We start from the raw sequence: 16,682 nt of genomic DNA on the forward strand, positions 1-16,682 counted from the left end.
ATGAGTCGACGTCTTCTGCTCGCCCTGACCGCTGTCCTGACCTTCAGCCCCGCCCTCGCTCAGGCCACCACCACGGTGACGCTGCCCGGCAAAATCACCACCCAGGTGAAGGACGTCTGGGCGGCCTTCGCTGCCGCTGGCGGCAAGGCGGAGCTGCTCAGTGCCGACGGCACTGTGTTGGGCACCCTGAACGCCGACGGTACCGTCACCCTGACTGGCACCGCCACCCTCAGCGACGTGAAGAGCGTCCGCCTGACTCCCGCGCAGGGTGACGCCGTGACCGTCAACGTCACGCGTGACCTGAGCAAACCCGGCGCCGTGAAGATCGAGTACATCTCGCCCGACGGGAAAAAGCAGTCCCTGCCGCTGCCCGCCATCGTGAACCGGTTGCGGGCCACTGCGCCCACCACCGATGACAGTGCTGAAAGCGCCACGGACGACAGCCAGAGCACGACCGTCAAACCCGACAAGAAGAGCGGTAAGTCCGGATCGAACTCCGGGAAGGGTCGCCCCTGACCCTGTTCACCCTCAGCTGACCAGAGAGCCACCCGCAAGGGTGGTTCTTTGTTGCTCCCGCCGGGTCAGCCGTTGTGAACCACACAGGCAGGTGCCAGGGGACGGTCCCGCCCTGCATTCAGGGTTGCCTGCGCTCCAGCAGAGTGACGGTGCCGGGGAGGCCGCAACCCGGGCCGCCTCGGCCGTTCACACGGGGCGGTTGCACGTGCCTCGAGCACCAGCGTCAAGGCTGGCGGGCCGCTCCCTCTCAACGCGTGATGTTCTGCCTGAGCTTCCGCCGACGCCTCCACCATTCGGCCGTAGCCACCCATGTGCGGACCGCTGACCGGCGTTCAGATCACCTCGCGGAAAGCGACGCTCTGGCTTCGGTTCTGAAGTTCGCTGCGCAGGTACTGCAGGCGCGGATGTTCCAGCCTCGGATCATGCGCGAGGATGTGCTTGGCGAGTTCACGGGCCTGCTCGATGATCTGCGTATCGTTGGCCAGGTCCGCGAGTCGCAGGTCCGGAATTCCACTCTGACGCGTGCCTCGCAGTTCGCCCGGCCCGCGCAGCTTGAGGTCCGCTTCTGCAATCACGAAGCCGTCCGTGCTGCCCTCAATGATCTTGAGTCGCTGCCGGGTTTTCTTGCTGTGTTCCCCGGCGATCAGCACGCAGTACGACTGGGCGCTGCCCCGGCCCACCCGGCCGCGCAGCTGGTGCAGCTGCGCCAGGCCGAAACGTTCGGCATTCTCGATCACCATGACCGTGGCGTTGGGCACGTCGACCCCCACCTCGATGACGGTCGTGGAGACCAGCACGTCGAACTCGTGGGCGCGGAAGCGCCCCATGACGTGGTCCTTCTCGGCGGCGCTCATCTTGCCGTGCAGCAGATCAATGCGCGCCTCGGGCAGAATGGTTTTCAGGTCGTCGGCAAGCTGGGTGGCGGCCAGCAGTTCCAGGTTCTCGTTCTCGTCGATCAGGCTGGTCACCACGAACGCCTGCCGGCCCTCGCGGATCTGGCGCATCACGAACCCGTACGCCTGCGGCCGGAAGTTGTCCTGAATGAGTTTGGTCTCGATGGGCGTGCGGCCGGGCGGGAGTTCGTCAATCACGCTGAGTTCCAGGTCACCGTACGCCGTGAGGGCCAGGGAACGCGGGATGGGCGTGGCGCTCATGACGAGCACGTCAGGCCGGCCGGCAAGCAGTTTGCGGCGCTGCTGCACCCCGAAGCGGTGTTCCTCATCAATCACCGCGAGGCCGAGGTGGTCGAACTGAACGTTTTCCTGAATCAGGGCCTGAGTGCCCACGACTACGTCCACGTCGCCCTGCGCAATGCGGGTCTGCATGTCCAGCTTTGTCCGGGGTGTCATGGCGCCGATCAGCAGGCCCACCCGGACGTCCAGCGGCCCCAGGTACCCGACAAGGTTGTTGTAGTGCTGGCGCGCAAGAATTTCCGTGGGGGCCATCAGCGCCCCCTGGTATCCGTCACGCACGGCGAGGTACAGCGCGCAGGCCGCGACGGCCGTTTTGCCGCTGCCCACGTCGCCCTGTACCAGGCGCGCCATCTGCCGTTCCGAGCGCATGTCGTCCGTTATCTCAAGCAGTACGCGCCGCTGCGCGTTCGTGAACCGGAACGGCAGGGCCTGCTCGAAGGTGTGCACGTCATCCCCGCGCGCCTGGAAGCGTTTGCCCTGCAGCACGGCGTCCTCACCCTGCAGCAGCATGCGTAGTTCCAGGAAGAGGTACTCGTCGAAGCGCAGGCGGTGGCTGGCCCGCTGAAGGTGATGTTCGTCCCCGGGAAAGTGAATGCCCCACAGGGCGTCTCCCAGGTCGGTCACGCCGTACTTCTGCCGCCAGTGTGCCGGCAGGTAGTCGTCGAGCGGCACGGCCTGCAGGGCCCGGTGCGCGGCCCGGCGCAGAAACTCCTGCGAGATGCCGTCCTTCGCGTCGTACACGCCGACGATGCGGCCGGTGGACAGGCTGTCCTGCGCGCCGTCCACGGTTTCCAGGTGCTCGACGCCCAGCTGCACGCTGCGCCCGAATTTCTTCACGCGGCCGGTCAGGACGAGCCGCGCACCTTCCCGCAGCTGTTTTTCTACCCACGGCTGGTTGAACCAGGTGGCTTTCACCCGCCCGCCCGTCGGGGTTTCGAGCGTCACCTCCAGAATCAGCATGCCGGGTTTCGGACTGCGGCGCGATTTCGTCACGACGCGGCCCTCCACGGTCACCTTCTGACCTTCTTCCACCTGCGACAGGTCCGGCAGGGCGCGACGGTCCTCGTGCCGGTGCGGGTAGGCGTGCAGCACGTCCCTCAGGAGGTGCAGTCCCAGGGTCTGCAGTTTGCGGGCGCCGCCAGGGCCGGTGTCCAGCTGCGCCACCCCGGCGTCCGGTGGGAGGCGTTCGCCCGGGGCCGCGACCGGAACGGCCGCCCGCGCCGCGCGGCGTGGCGCGGCCCTGGGCGGCTCGTCCGTCAGGAGGGCCAGTGCGGCGCGCACCGCTGCCTCGCGCGCCTCGTGTTCCAGTGCGGCGTACCCGCTGAGTGTTTCACGCACCTTCGGGAACGGATTCCCCAGCGGGGAGGCCAGCAGTTTCTCCACGCCGCCTGCCACCACGCGGTTCTGGCAGCCGGAGGCCAGTTCCGCCGACAGGGGCCGCCGCAGTTTGTCCCGAAGTTCCGCTACGGTCGCCATCGCCCGGACAGGCTACCAGAGCAGTCCGGCCCGGCACGCCGAGCCACCTTACGGTTCCGCCCCGGCCGTGCAGGGGGGAGCGGCCTGGCGTGGTGCCCCGCGAGGTCAGTTGAGAAGTTTCGCGTCCCGGGGCACCAGCGTCAGCAGCAGGTCCAGGCGGTCCTGAAGGGTGGCGCACTGCAGGGCGTCCTCACGCGCCCGCGGGGTGATGGGCAGCAGACTTGCTACGAAACTCGCCATCAAGAGGGGGTCTTCGGGCGCGCTGTCCCGGATGGTGTCGGCCGAGTCCGGGTTCAGGCGCAGCAGCGCCGCCAGGAGTTCACGCGAGGACGTTTCCGCCACGCCTGGGGGCAAAGTGGGCTCATTCTCCAGCGGCCACAGGGTCACGTCGGCACTCAGGTAGGGCCGGTCCAGGTGGAAGGCCTGCACCTGAAAGCGCTCCCCGCCCACGATCATGATGGTGCTCGTGCCGTCCTCGTGCGGCCGGGCCTCCCGGAGGTACGCCAGGGTGCCCACCCGCGACACGCGCTCCTCGAACGGCCGACTGGACTCGCTGGAGGACTCGACGATGCGGACGATCCCGAACGGCTCCCCGCTGGCCTGAACGTCAGCCAGCAGCGTGCGGTACCGGGCTTCAAACACGTATAGCGGAAGCAGCACGCCCGGGAACAGCACCAGGTTGGGCAGGGGAAACAGCGGAACGCGCATAGGCTGTCATGCTGCCGCGTTCCGCCGTTCAAGAATTGAGTACAACCCACAGATGCCCGCCAATACGCAACTTTCCTGACATTGTCACGCCACCGGTCGGCGAGGTTCACCGCTTGCGGTTAGCGCCGGCCACACCCGTCAGGCGGGTTCGCTCGGCGGGTTTTTCCGGCGCCGCACCTTTTTCGGCGGTGGGGGCGGTGGAGCCCCCCAGGCCTCCAGGTCGGCCGGGGAGGCGCCGAGCGTCAGCAGGGTCACGCTGTCCTGGGGGGTCAGGGGGGCGGAGTGCAGAAGATCTGGGCGCCGCGCCAGTGTCCGGGCCAGGGCCTGCTCTCGGCGCCACGCCGCCACTGCCGCGTGATTTCCCCCGCGCAGCACTTCGGGGACTGCCTGCCCGCGCCAGTCCAGCGGCCGCGTGTACTCAGGGTAATCCAGCAGGCCGGAGCTGAAACTGTCAGCGCGGTGCGAATCGGGGTCGCCCAGGACCCCTGGGCGCAGGCGGGCTACCGCCTCCAGGACGCACGCGGCGGCGGCCTCTCCGCCCATCATCACGAAATCCCCCACGCTGAGCTCCCGCGTGACCAGCGTCTCCACGCGCGCGTCGAAGCCCTCGTAGCGGCCGCACAGGAACGCAAGGTGCGTTTTCGTGGCGAGGTCCTCTGCGACCGCCTGCGTGAAGCGCGGCCCGGCGGGGCTGAAGAGAATCACCTCATCTGCGGGCGGCAGGCTCGCCAGTGCGCGCTCGGCCACGTCCGCGCGGATCACCATGCCGGCCCCGCCCCCGTAGGGCGTGTCATCCACCTTCAGGTGCTTGTTCTGCGCGAAGTCCCGCATGTTCACCAGCTGGACGTTCACCAGGCCGCGCTCGTGCGCCCGGCCCAGAATCGCCTCGCTGGCAAACGGCGCCAGCAGTTCCGGGAACAGCGTCAGGAACGAGAACGTGAGGGGAAGCGCTTCAGCGGTCACGTGGGCCACCTTCCGCCCCGGGCAGTCCGGCGTCGTCACCATCCTCGTCGTGCAGCAGGTTGGCCGGGGTGTCCCCGGTAAGCGTGAGCGATGCGGGACGCCGCCGCTCATCCAGGTTCACCATCACGTACGGCGCCTGGAGGGGCACAAACGACTCGCCGCGCTCGTGCCGGACGAGGAGCAGGTCCTGATGCCCGGCGTCCTCCACGTCCACCACGTCGCCCACAGGCGCGCCAGACGCGTCGATCACGGCGAGGCCGCGCAGCTCATGGTAGTAGTAGATCCCTTCTTCCGGCTCCGGCAGGTCACTGTCGGCGGCGTACACGTTCAGGCCCCGTAACTCCTCAGCCCCCTCACGGCTGCTCACGCCCGCCAGGTGCAGCGCCACGCCCGGCGCGAGCTGCTCGACACGGGAGACCCGCAGCCAGCCGCGACTCTCGATGTACACGCGGCGCAGCGCACTGAACTGCGCGGCGTCACCGAGCACGTACACCTTCACGCCGCCCTTCACGCCGTGCGGCCCGAGAAAATACCCGAGCCGCGTCCGTTCCCCCTCGCCCGTCACGCTTTGCGGGGGGCGTCCAGGTCGACGTTCAGACGGTCACGCGGGTCGGACGCGGCGCGCACCAGGGTCCGGATGGCCTGTATCACGCGGCCCTGCCGGCCAATCAGGCGCCCTTCTTCCCCCGGACCAACCCGGACCATCACGGTGGGCCCGCGGCGAGACACGCGCACCAGGGCCGGCTGGTCCACCACGCTCTGCGCCAGGAACAGGGTCAGGTCTACGGGATCGGTTGTCATGCGCGGCATTGTAGCGCGGCCCGCCCTGGACCCACCACACGAAACAGGGCCCCCGGAGGGACCCTGTGCACTGCCGAAGGGGAACCCCCCAGGCAGAATTCAGCTGACCTTGACGCCCTGGCTCTTGAGGAGACGGCGGGCCGTCTGGGTGGGCTGGGCGCCCTGCGCGATCCAGTAGGCGGCGCGCTCGGCGTTCACCTTCAGGTAGTTCTCGGTGGTCTTGCGGGGGTCATAGTGACCCAGGTTCTCGATGTAGCCACCGTCACGGGGACGACGGACGTCCGCAACGACGATACGGTAGTGGGGGTTGTGGGCGGAACCGAAACGGGACAGGCGAATTTTAACCATGGTAGGAACTCTCCAGAACAGCTTGAGGGTGGTTCTCCCGCTAGGATCACGGGGGGTCATGCGCCCGTCAGCAGCCAACCGGTAAGCGCACCGAAGAAGAGTATCAGACGCGCGCGCCACCCATCAAGGGGCGCTTCAGAAACCCGGCGGAACCGGCTGTCCGCCCCGGCGCAGCTGGAAGGCCATGCTTTCCGGCCCGATGATCGAACTGCCGCCCACCGTGCCGACCAGCGTGCCGCGCGCCACGCGACTCCCCACGCTGACCAGTGGGTCGCGCAGGCCCAGGTACGCCGTGACGCTGCTGCCGTGATCCACCAGCACCACCCACCCCAGTGAGGCGTAGAACGTAACGGCCAGCACGTTGCCGTCGGCGGACGCTGCGGCCTGCGGCGCGCCCGTCAGCACCACCCACGGTGCGCCGTTCGCACCGAAGGGCGCCTCCACCCGCCCCCCGGGCAGGGGAAAACCCAGCGGACCGCTCACCACGGGCAGCGGCGCCAGCTGCACCTCCACCTGCTGCTGCGCGGCCTGCACCTGCACCTGCCGGGCCCGGAGCGCCTCCTGCTCCCGGCGCAGCTGCGCTTCCCGGGCCTGCTGCTCGGCCAGCCGCTGACGCTGCTGCGCGGCCAACTGCGCCCGCTGCTGGGCCTGCTGGGCCGCCTGCGCCCGCAACTGTGCCAGGCGCGCCTGCTCCTCGCGCAGCCGCGCCAGCCGCAGCGCCTCCTGACGGGCACGCTCCTGCGCCTCACGAATCCGCCGGGCCTCCGCTTCACGGCGCCGGCGTTCCTCCTCCAGCCGGCGCCGCCGCTCCGCTTCCAGCCGGCTGCGTTCGGCCACCACCTGCGTCACCAGCTGATCCACGGTCCGGGCGGCCAGGGCCTGATCGGCCGCGGTGCGGGCGGCCAGGGTCCGCTGGCCCTGCTCGCTCGTGCGCAGCCGGGCGAGCAGCGTGTTCTGCTGCGCGCGCTGCGCCTGCAAAGCCCGCAGTTTCGCGCTGCGCTGAACCTGCAGGGCCTTCAGGTCCAGCGTCTGGCGTTTCTGCTGCGCCTGCTGCTCGTTCAGCACCTGCACCTCGCCCCGGAGTCGCGCCATGACCTGCGTCTGGTAGGCGCCGGCCATGTTCGAGTACCGCAGCCGGATCAGCAGGTCCGACAGACTCCGGGACTGCGACAGCAGCTGAAGGTACTGCCCACTGCGCTGCCGGTACATCAGCAGCAGGATTTCCCGCACGTCTCCCTGAAGGCGGGCCACGCGGGCCTGCGTGACCTTCAGCTGCTGAGCGGTGTCCGCCAGGGCCCGGTCGGCGAGGGCCACGCGCGCCGTGACGGTCGCCAGCTCGTTTTCCAGCGCCGCGGTGCGCTGCGCCAGGGCGTCCAGCTGATTCAGGGTGTCCTGCTGCTGCGCCGTCAGGTTCTGGATGCTGCGCCGCAGGTTTTCCAGTTCCCGGGCCTTGCTGAGACTCAGCTGCCGCTGCTGCTGCAGATCCCGCTCCAGCGCCTGAAGGCGTTCACTGGTGGTCTGCGCGGCCGCGGCCCCCAGCAGCGCGACGAGCAGCAGCGCCCGCCCGGACCGGCCCAGCATGTTCACTCCAGCTCCTGCAGGTACCGGCGCGTGGCGAAGATACTTCCCAGCAGGCCGATCAGGACGCCCAGGCACCCCACCGCCCCCAGCAGCGGCGCCAGGGTCTCCGGGTCACGGACCACCGGGAACACAGGGGCAAGTTCCTGCACGCGCCGCGTCAGGCCCAGGTACGCCGGCGTCAGGATGCCCAGCGCCAGCGCCGCCGCCACGACGCCCACCATCAGGCCCTCAAGGACATGCGGCATGCGGATGAAGCCGCGCGTGGCCCCCAGCAGGCGCATCACGCTGATCTCGTCGCGGCGGGCGTACATCGCCACCCGCACGGCGTTCAGGATGTTGAACAGCGTGCCCAGCAGCAGCAGGCCCACCAGCACGTACCCCGCCAGCCGGACTGCCGCCAGGGTCTTCACGGTGGGATCCACGTACCCTGCGCCGTACTCCACGTCCTGCACGCCCGGCAGCAGGGCCACCTGGGCGGCCACCACGCGGGAGTCCTCCACACGGCTCACCCGCATCCGCAGCGTGTCCGGGAAGGGATTGCCCACCAGGGCCGCGGCGTCGCGCGTGAACGGGGAGTCCTGCGTCATTTCCTGAAGCACCTGCTCACTCGTGACCAGCCGCGCCTCCCGCACCTGCGTGATCGAGCGCACCTGCGTGAGCAGCGCCTCGTCCTGCGCGTCGGGGGAGAGGAACGCCGCGACCTCCACCTGGGATTCAAGCTGCGTGATCGTGCGGTTCACGTTCAGCGTGAGCAGCAGCACGAACCCCAGCATCAACAGCGTCAGGGTCATGGTCATCAGGGTCGCCAGGGTCGCCGTGACATTCCCGCGCATGGCCAGCAGCGCCTGCCGCAGGTGGTACCTCACAGCGCGTACCCGCCGTAGGGGTCGTCACGCACGAGTTTCCCCTTGCGCAGCGTGAGGGTCCGGTGCCGGAAGGTCTCCACGAGGTCCCGGGCGTGCGTGGCCACGATCACAGTCGTGCCGCGCAGGTTCACGTTCTGCAGCACCTTCAGGACCTCCCGGCTGTTGTCCGGGTCGAGGTTCCCGGTGGGTTCATCCGCCAGCAGCAGCGGCGGGTTCCCCACGATGGCGCGCGCAATTGCCACGCGCTGCTGCTCGCCCTGCGACAGCTGCACCGGCAGCGCGTACTTCTTGTGCTCCAGCCCCACGGTCCGCAGGGCCGTCGTGACCCGCTGCGGCCACTCCCGCTGCGACACCCCCGTGACGCGCAGCGCGAACGCCACGTTGTCGTACGCGTTCAGGTGCGGCAGCAGCAGGTTGTCCTGGAACACGGTGCCCATCCGCCGGCGCAGCAGCGACGTGCGCCGCCCCCGGTAATGCGACAGAGCCTCGCCCGCCACGCGCACCTCGCCGCGCGTGGGCAGCGCCCGCTTGAGAACCAGACTCATGAAACTGCTCTTTCCAGCCCCCGAATGACCCACCAGGTACACGAATTCACCCTTGCCGACGTGCATGGACACGTCATCGAGGGCCAGGGTGCGGGTCACGGGGTACTCCAGGGACACGTGCTTGAAATCAATCACGCCGCACCCCGCAGTGGGCGGCGCAGCGGTGGGGGGACGCGGTCTGTCATGCTCGCGGCCCAGCATAGCCCACCCCCCGCCCCCACGCCGCCTGGAGTCCAGGCTTACGTTCGTTTCACCCACGCGCACTATCCTGAGCGGCGTGAACGCCAAACGACTGACCATTGTGGGAGCCGCGCTGGGCGCGACTGCCGCTGTCGCCTACGCGCAACTGGGAGGGTACACGCCGGTGAACCTCAGCAGCAGCGCCGAAGGGAAGAGTCTCCTGCAGGTCCTGAACGACCTGAACCGCTACTACCTGCACCCCGTGGACCAGGAGAAGGTGCTGCGCGGCGCGATCACCGGCGCGCTCGGCAGCCTGAATGACGAGTTCACGTACTACAGCGAACCTGAGGACAACGCCATCGACGCAGCCAACCTGCAGGGCGAATTCTTCGGCATCGGTGTGACCCTTGTCGCGGCAAACGCCGACGGGACCGGCGGCAAGATCGACAACGTGTTCAAAGGCGGCGCCGCGTCCGGTGCGGGCGTGCAGATCGGCGACGTCTTCCTGAAGATCGGGGACAAAGACGTCACGAACGCGAAACTGAACGAGATCGTGCGTCTCGTTCGCGGAGAGAAGGGCACCACCGTGACCGTCACCTTCGCCCGCGACGGCAAACCCTACGCCGTCAGGATGGAACGCCAGCCGGTGCAGATCGTCAGCGTCGAACAGACCGTCCTGCCTGGCAACGTGGGCTACATCGCACTGAACACCTTCTACAACGAAAAGGCCAGCGAACAGTTCCGTGCGGCCGTGGCGAGCATGAAAAAGAAAAACGTGCAGAAACTAATCCTGGACCTGCGCGACAACGGCGGTGGCCTCCTGAACGCCGGTGTGGACGTGGCCGACCAGTTCATGAAATCCGGCCCGATCGTGAGTCTGCGCGACCGCGCGAAGAACACCCAGGTGTACGGCAGCGCCACGAACGCCGCGAGCGATTATGCGGGCAAGCTCGTTGTGCTCGTGAACAAGAACAGTGCCAGCGCCAGCGAAGTCGTGTCGGGCGCCCTGCAGGACACCGGCCGCGCCACCATCATCGGCGAGCAGACCTTCGGCAAGGGTGTCGCGCAGACCCCCATCACCCTGCCGGACGGCGGCAAGGTCGCCATCGTCTCCAACGAGTGGCTGACCCCCAAGGGCCGCCAGATTCACAAGAAGGGCATCACGCCCGACATTGAGGTCAAGGACACGCGCTTCACCACGCCCGTGAACTTCACCGGCAGCGGCGTGAAACCCGGCGAGAAACTGACCCTCACCATCGAAGGGAAACCCGTGACCGTGACGGCCGACAAAGACGGCAAGTTCACGTACACCGGCGAGATCAAACGCCCCACCCGCAGCGCCCAGCAGGGCGAAGCGGTCGTGGACGTGCAGAACGACGCCATCCTCAAACGCGCGCTCGACACCCTGAAGTAACCCCACAGACGCAGGGGCGGCCCCCAGCCTCCGGGCGCCGGCCGCCCCTGCGTCTGTGTCAGGTCTGGACCCTCAACGTCCAGCCACGCGGTCCTTAACCGCCCTGTAACCGGCGCCCGGCAGACTGCCCGCATGAACAAGACCCTGTCCATCCTGGCACTCACCTGTTCCCTGGTTCTCGGCGGACTGGTCGGCTACGACATCCACGAGCGGCGCAGTGAACCCACCGCCACAACGCCCGGCGCGGGCACCACGGCACCCACTGCCACGCAGGGCCAGATGGTGCAGACCCTCGCCACGCCCACCTCCGACGCCACCCGCGCCCGCACGGAATCCGAAGCGAACACCGTGCAGGTCGTCAAGGACCGCCGTGACGGCCTGGTGTACATCAGCGTCACCGAGAACGATACCAGCAGCGCCCAGGCGCAACTCCGCCAGCGGCTCCAGCAGCAGCTTCCCTTCGACTTCGGCCTGCCCGACAACGGCGGCCAGGGCCAGGCGCAGACCGGGACGGGCAGCGGCTTCTTTGTCACGAGCGGGGGGGACATCATCACGAACAACCACGTCGTGGAAGGCGCCAGTGAAATCACTGTCCGCCTGCACGGCAGCACCAGAACCTACCCCGCGAAGGTCATCGCCCGCGCCCCGGACTTCGATCTCGCTCTGATCCGCCCCCAGGGCGTTCCCAGCAACGAAATCAAGGCCCTGCCCCTGGGCGACAGCGACCGCCTCGACGTCGGCCTGAAAGCGATCGCCATGGGCGCCCCGTTCGGCCTGGATTTCAGCGTCTCTGAAGGCATCATCAGCAGCCTCGAGCGGCAGGTCCCGGTCGGCACCAAAGGCGTTCAGCAGAGCGTCATCCAGACGGACGCCGCCATCAACCCCGGCAACAGCGGCGGCCCGCTGCTGAACAGCGCCGGACAGGTGATCGGCGTGAATACACAGATTCTCACGGGCGGCATCGGCCAGAGTGCCGGCGTGGGCTTCGCCATTCCCGTGAACACCGTCAAGAAACTCCTGCCGGAACTGCAGGCGGGCAAAGGCACGGTCATCCAGACGCCCAGCCTGGGGGTGGGCATTGCCGACGTGTCCCTGGTGAGCGCCGCCGAGCGGCAGCGGAACAAGCTGCCGGCGCAGGGTGTGCTCGTGAGCCGCGTGTACCCGGGCAGCCCTGCTGCTGCCGCGGGCCTGCGCGCCACCACCACGGTCACAGACGACTCGACCGGACAGCGCACGACCCGCTACGCGGACGTCATCACCGCCGTGGACGGCCGGCCCCTGACGGACGTGAACCAGTTGCCCCAGGCCATCATCAGCCACAAGATCGGAGAGACCGTGACACTCACTGTCGATCGCGGCGGGAAGAAGCGTGACGTGAAAGTCATCCTGAAAGCCTTCGACCTGGCCGCCGCTGCCCAGCAGTACGACCAGACCCCCTGAGCACAGCGGCAGACCGGGCCGCTCTCAGCGGGGAGCGGCCCGGCTCATTTCACTGCTGTCGGCCGACTGACCCCCGTCCGGTCGACGAACCTTGTGATGGTGCAGCCGGCTCTGGAGACGGCGGGCGCCGGTCCACTTGCTGGCGGACGGAGCAGGCCGCAGGTGTAGGCTGAACGCATGCGGACGGTGGCGTCGTGATGGACCTGAGTGGACTGCTGGGACCTTTCGCGTGGCTGGTGCACGTGGCGGCCGGTTTCGCCATTCCATTTATTGCCATGTTGTACTTTTCCCCCGTGGGCCGGTCGGCCAGCGCGGTGCTGCGGGTGCTGGCCGTGGTGACGGTCCTGAGCGTGCTGGGCGCGCCGTGGCTGGTGCATCCGGCGGCGGGCATGCTGCTGGGGTACTTCGGGTCACGGGCGTTCAGTCACTGGCGGGAATCTCAGGGGGGCCTGATGATGGCTCTGGTGGCCGCGGCGGCGTTCATGGCGCTGGGAGCGACGTGGCTGATCTTTCCGCTGTTCTTCATGGCGCTGGGCTGGGTGTTGTCCGGCGGGCCGCGGCGGGGAGGCCGGCGTTCCCGTCGCCGCCGGGCCGCGCAACCGGCTGCGGACATAGCGTCAGCCTTGCCAGAACAGGCCAGCGGCACGCCCGTGAACGCTGTGGCGGCGGTCGTGGACGGCCCGCTGGCGGCGTTCGTACGCGATGAGCGCCTGCCCCCTGAAGCCCGCGCGCAGCTGGCTGCCCTGAATCTCCGGACCCGTGAGGCCCTGGATCTGCTCCGGGATCAGGGGCAGGACGGCAGTGAGGCGGGGTACGTGGCGCGCGCCGTGAGGGAGGAGTACGCACCGGCCGCCGTGCAGGCGTACCTGAAACTGCCGCGCTCGATGGCGGACATCACGCCCCTGCAGGACGGCAAGACAGGTCGGGCGCTGCTGGCCGAGCAGCTGGAGATTCTGCTGGACGGGGTGCAGGACATCATGAACACTGCGCTCAGGACCGGCGGACAGGAACTTCTGACGCACGGCCGGTTCCTGCGGGAGCGGTTTGCGAAGATACCCGAGGAACTGAAAGTGAAGTAGGCGGGAACGCATGGCCTGGAGGGCTGCGGTCGACCAGGAGAAACTGCCCTGGGAGCGGCAGGCCTGCAAAGGCTCAGGAGCCCAGTGGCGCAGGCCGGGTTGAGGGCTCAGTGGCTTTCATTACGCCATTCACGTAACGCGCTATGCTGGACGGGATGTCTGCCGCTGTGCCCACCCCCAACGCTGCCCTGACCCTCCTGAAGACCGTATGGGGCTACGACGCCTTCCGCGGCGTGCAGGCTGACATCGTCCACACCGTCACGCAGGGCGGCAACGCCATGGTCCTGATGCCTACCGGCGGCGGCAAGAGCCTGTGCTACCAGGTGCCCAGCCTCCTGCGCGACGGTGTGGGCATCGTGGTGTCCCCCCTGATTGCCCTGATGAAGGACCAGGTGGATACCCTGCGCGGTCTGGGTGTCCGGGCCGCCGCCCTGAACTCCACGCTGTCCCCGGAGGGCGTCCGCGAGGTTGAAGCGGCCCTGCTGGCCGGCACTCTGGACCTGCTGTACGTCGCCCCCGAGCGCCTGCTGCTGCCGCGCACCCTGGAGCTCCTGGAGCGGGCCCCGGTGGCCCTGTTCGCTGTGGACGAAGCCCACTGCGTGTCCCAGTGGGGCCATGACTTCCGGCCGGAGTACCAGGGCCTGGGGGTGCTGCCCGAACGCTTTCCTCAGGTGCCGCGCCTCGCCCTGACTGCCACCGCGGACGACCGGACCCGCGCGGACATCCTGAACGTGCTGGGTCTGCGCGGCGCGCCGCAGTTCATCTCATCTTTCGACCGGCCGAACATCCAGTACCGGGTGGCGACCAAGGAAGGCCCGAAAACGCAGCTGCTTGACTTCATCCGGAGCGAACACCCGGGGGACGCGGGCATCGTGTACTGTCTGTCGCGAAAATCCGTGGAGGACACCGCGCGGTGGCTTCAGGCGCAGGGTGTCGATGCGGTCGCGTACCACGCTGGCCTGCCACCCCGTGAACGCACCCTCGCTCAGGACCGCTTCCTGAATGAGGAGGGTCTGGTGGTGGTCGCCACCGTGGCCTTCGGCATGGGGATCGACAAACCGAACGTGCGGTTCGTGGCGCACCTGGACCTGCCCAAGAGCATGGAAGGCTACTACCAGGAAACGGGCCGCGCTGGCCGTGACGGTCTGCCCAGCACCGCCTGGATGGTGTACGGCCTCGCCGACGTCGTGAACGTGCGCCGCATGCTGGCCTCCAGCGACGCCCCCGAGGAGGTCAAGCGGGTGGAGGCCGCGAAGCTCGACGCCCTGCTCACCTACTGCGAGACGGCCTCCTGCCGCCGCGAGGTGCTGCTGGAGTACTTCGGCGAGGCCTACCAGGGCCCGTGCGGCCACTGCGACACCTGCATCAACCCTCCGCAGGTGCGGGACATGACCCGCGAGGCCCAGATGGCGCTGTCAGCCGCAATCCGGACCGGGAACCGTTACGGCGCCGCGCACCTGACCGACGTCCTGCTGGGCCGCGCCACCGAGAAGGTCGTTGCCATGAATCACCACACGCTGCCGACCTTCGGGGTGGGCGCCACACACGACGAGAAAACCTGGCGGGGCGTGCTGCGCCAGCTCGTGAGCCTCGGGTACCTTGCGGCCGCCGAGCACCACGGCCTGTCCGCCACCGGCAAGGCCCGCGCGTTACTGAAGGGCGAAACGACCCTGGCGCTGCGCGAGGATACCCTGAGCGCCCGGCCCGGCAAACGGGACCGCGGCGACCGCACCCGGGACCGCGCCAGCCGCGCGCCCGTCTCGGCTGATGATCAGCCGCTGTTCGAGACGCTGCGGCAGTGGCGCCTGACCCGCGCGCGCGCGCAGGGCGTTCCGCCGTACGTGATCTTCACGGACGCTACCCTGAAAGCCATCACGGAATTCAAGCCCACCAGCCACGCCACCCTGGGCACCGTCAGCGGCATCGGACAGCGCAAACTCAGTGATTACGGCGATGAGGTCGTGCAGATCGTCCGGGACGCCCTGAGCGGCAAGACGGTCACGCTGCCCGACCCGCAGGAGCGGGGCGTGCGGGCAAACTCCGCCGTGCTGGGCGTCCTCAATCGCCGCGGCCCGGACGCCCTGGACGAAACCCCCGCGCCAGCGTCCGTCGCGGACGCCCTGAGGGACCTGCGGCGCACCCTCACCCGCGAAACTGGACTTAGTGCGTACGTGATCTATACGAACGCCGCGCTTGAAGCGCTCGCTGAACGCCAGCCCCGCAGCCTCGACGATCTGCGGGACATCCCCGGCTTCGGACCCAAACGAATTGAAGCGTACGGTGAACGGATTCTGGCCGCCGTGGACCGCGTTCTCGCCTGACCCCCGGGGCGCCCACCCTCAGGGCGCGGCGTCTGCATGCCGGGCCCGGTGGCCGTCAATTTCACGCTGCAGGAAGAAGTTCAGCAGCGTCCGCAGGGTCGCGATGGCCGCGAGCTTCCCAATGTCATCCCACGACGGCGCGATCGCTGTGCGCAGGATATCGGCCGCCAGCGTGAACTCCAGCGCCACCGCCAGCCAGCGGCCCAACTCCAGGCGCAGGCTCTCCTTCTGCCGGTCCGGTTCCCGACTGGGCCGCACAAAGGCCATGACGGCCTGCACCAGGGCCACGAGGGTGGCTGCGGCGATCAGCAGCGCAGCCGCGACCTCCACCACGGTGGCCACCACTTCGGTCCAGTGCTTCACGGCCTCGAACATGCCCTGAGTGTTCCACGTGCCCTCAGGGTTCTCTGGGAGGCTCAAGGGTTCCTGAACCAGCGCCTTACAGGCTCAGGGCCAGCTCTACCGCCTCGCGCAGCCCACCGTCATCCACGTGCGCAACCCGGTACCGGGACGCGGCGACCGCGGGGGCGTCGGCATTGCCCATGGCGACGGGGTGGCCCACCACGCGCATTGCGGTCACGTCGTTCTCGCCGTCCCCGACCATCATCACGCGGTCCATGTCCAGTCCGTACTGCGCCGCCACGCGCTGCACCGCCGTGCCCTTGCTGACTCCGGCGGCCGTCACACTGATGAACATGACCTCCGGCATCACCGGACTGCCTGCCGGGTGCAGTTCCATGCCTGGGTGCGCCTCAGCCGTCACGACGGTCTCCTCGTCACGCGGAACCACCCACTGCGTGCGAACCACGCTGCCCGGCAGGTCGCGCGGCGCGCGCGCCTCGTACGGGACGCCCAGCAGCGCCGCGTGCCGCTCGGCGAGGTCACCGGGTTTCGTGACCGCGAACTCGAGGTCCGTGTACACCTCCAGCAGCCGGTCGGTATGGCGGGCGCGGTCCAGCAGCAGCGCCAGGCCGTCTTTCGGGAACGGCGCCGACAGGCTGCGGCCGTCACCGACATTCACGACGCTCGCGCCGTTCTGGAAGACGTGCCAGCCGTCCGGGTCAAGGCGCTCGGCATACGTCCGCGCGTTCCCGATGGCCGGACGCCCGCTGCACAGCGCAATCCGCACGCCCTGAGCCCGGGCGTGCGCCAGCGCCACCCACACGTCCTCCCGGACGTGATTTCCCGTTCCCACCAGGGTGCCGTCCACGTCCACACAGATCAGTCCAAGCATCCGGGCACTATAGGCGC

Annotated in this window: 16 protein-coding genes; 5 read left to right on the forward strand and 11 right to left on the reverse strand. The window is 68.6% G+C overall.

Going from position 1 to position 16,682, the window contains the following annotated elements; genetic code table 11:
• Window positions 1–516 (forward strand): hypothetical protein, encoded by a 516-nt coding sequence (locus LAJ19_RS05990; protein ID WP_225477537.1) that lies wholly within the window; start codon window positions 1–3, stop codon window positions 514–516.
• A gap of 332 nt (window positions 517–848) precedes the next feature.
• Here the strand turns inward: LAJ19_RS05990 and recG are convergent, their stop codons facing one another.
• The 9 genes from recG to ftsE all read right to left on the reverse strand — a co-directional run bounded on the left by recG (window position 849) and on the right by ftsE (window position 9,132).
• Window positions 849–3,185, reverse strand: a complete 2,337-nt coding sequence (recG, locus tag LAJ19_RS05995) for an ATP-dependent DNA helicase RecG (protein WP_225477539.1) — start codon at window positions 3,183–3,185, stop codon at window positions 849–851.
• Window positions 3,186–3,290: 105 nt separating this feature from the next.
• Entirely contained in the window at window positions 3,291–3,893 is a 603-nt protein-coding gene (locus tag LAJ19_RS06000) for an LON peptidase substrate-binding domain-containing protein (protein ID WP_225477541.1), read from the reverse strand.
• Between the two features lie 138 nt (window positions 3,894–4,031).
• The gene (trmD, locus tag LAJ19_RS06005; RefSeq protein WP_225477543.1) at window positions 4,032–4,856 is read right to left on the reverse strand and encodes a tRNA (guanosine(37)-N1)-methyltransferase TrmD; all 825 of its coding nucleotides are present in this window, start codon (window positions 4,854–4,856) and stop codon (window positions 4,032–4,034) included.
• Window positions 4,846–5,421 carry a ribosome maturation factor RimM gene (gene rimM, locus LAJ19_RS06010; RefSeq protein WP_225477545.1) on the reverse strand — a complete coding sequence of 192 codons (576 nt, stop codon included), beginning with the start codon at window positions 5,419–5,421 and terminating at the stop codon, window positions 4,846–4,848. The genes trmD and rimM overlap by 11 nt, the downstream gene beginning before the upstream one ends.
• Entirely contained in the window at window positions 5,418–5,657 is a 240-nt protein-coding gene (locus tag LAJ19_RS06015) for a KH domain-containing protein (protein ID WP_225477547.1), read from the reverse strand. The genes rimM and LAJ19_RS06015 overlap by 4 nt, the downstream gene beginning before the upstream one ends.
• Before the next feature lie 99 nt (window positions 5,658–5,756).
• Window positions 5,757–6,005, reverse strand: a complete 249-nt coding sequence (gene rpsP / locus LAJ19_RS06020) for a 30S ribosomal protein S16 (protein ID WP_225477549.1) — start codon at window positions 6,003–6,005, stop codon at window positions 5,757–5,759.
• Window positions 6,006–6,140: 135 nt separating this feature from the next.
• Complete coding sequence (locus LAJ19_RS06025) at window positions 6,141–7,586, reverse strand: murein hydrolase activator EnvC family protein (protein WP_225477551.1); 1,446 nt, start codon at window positions 7,584–7,586, stop codon at window positions 6,141–6,143.
• Window positions 7,587–7,588: 2 nt separating this feature from the next.
• Entirely contained in the window at window positions 7,589–8,452 is an 864-nt protein-coding gene (locus LAJ19_RS06030; RefSeq protein ID WP_225477553.1) for a cell division protein FtsX, read from the reverse strand.
• Entirely contained in the window at window positions 8,449–9,132 is a 684-nt protein-coding gene (gene ftsE / locus LAJ19_RS06035; protein WP_225477555.1) for a cell division ATP-binding protein FtsE, read from the reverse strand. Before ftsE ends, LAJ19_RS06030 begins: the two co-directional genes overlap by 4 nt.
• A gap of 142 nt (window positions 9,133–9,274) precedes the next feature.
• Between ftsE and LAJ19_RS06040 the strand changes: the two genes are divergently transcribed.
• The 4 genes from LAJ19_RS06040 (at window position 9,275) to recQ (ending at window position 15,431) form a co-directional block, all read left to right on the forward strand.
• Entirely contained in the window at window positions 9,275–10,591 is a 1,317-nt protein-coding gene (locus LAJ19_RS06040) for a S41 family peptidase (protein WP_225477557.1), read from the forward strand.
• A 132-nt stretch (window positions 10,592–10,723) separates the two neighbouring features.
• Window positions 10,724–12,031 carry a S1C family serine protease gene (locus LAJ19_RS06045; protein ID WP_225477558.1) on the forward strand — a complete coding sequence of 436 codons (1,308 nt, stop codon included), beginning with the start codon at window positions 10,724–10,726 and terminating at the stop codon, window positions 12,029–12,031.
• A gap of 197 nt (window positions 12,032–12,228) precedes the next feature.
• Window positions 12,229–13,110, forward strand: a complete 882-nt coding sequence (locus LAJ19_RS06050) for a hypothetical protein (RefSeq protein WP_225523211.1) — start codon at window positions 12,229–12,231, stop codon at window positions 13,108–13,110.
• 155 nt (window positions 13,111–13,265) lie between these two features.
• Window positions 13,266–15,431: a DNA helicase RecQ gene (gene recQ, locus LAJ19_RS06055; RefSeq protein ID WP_225477561.1), complete on the forward strand. Its 2,166-nt coding sequence runs from the start codon at window positions 13,266–13,268 to the stop codon at window positions 15,429–15,431.
• 18 nt (window positions 15,432–15,449) lie between these two features.
• On the opposite strand, the gene LAJ19_RS06060 is transcribed toward recQ, so the two are convergent.
• Together LAJ19_RS06060 and LAJ19_RS06065 are read right to left on the reverse strand one after the other, a co-directional pair.
• Window positions 15,450–15,806, reverse strand: coding sequence for a DUF1622 domain-containing protein (locus LAJ19_RS06060; protein WP_225477563.1), 357 nt, complete (start codon window positions 15,804–15,806; stop codon window positions 15,450–15,452).
• Between the two features lie 64 nt (window positions 15,807–15,870).
• On the reverse strand, window positions 15,871–16,665 hold the full coding sequence (locus tag LAJ19_RS06065) for a Cof-type HAD-IIB family hydrolase (RefSeq protein ID WP_225477565.1): 795 nt from the start codon (window positions 16,663–16,665) through the stop codon (window positions 15,871–15,873).
• Window positions 16,666–16,682: the final 17 nt, after the last annotated feature.

Origin of the sequence: Deinococcus taeanensis, from assembly GCF_020229735.1 — a bacterium.
GTDB lineage: Bacteria > Deinococcota > Deinococci > Deinococcales > Deinococcaceae > Deinococcus > Deinococcus taeanensis.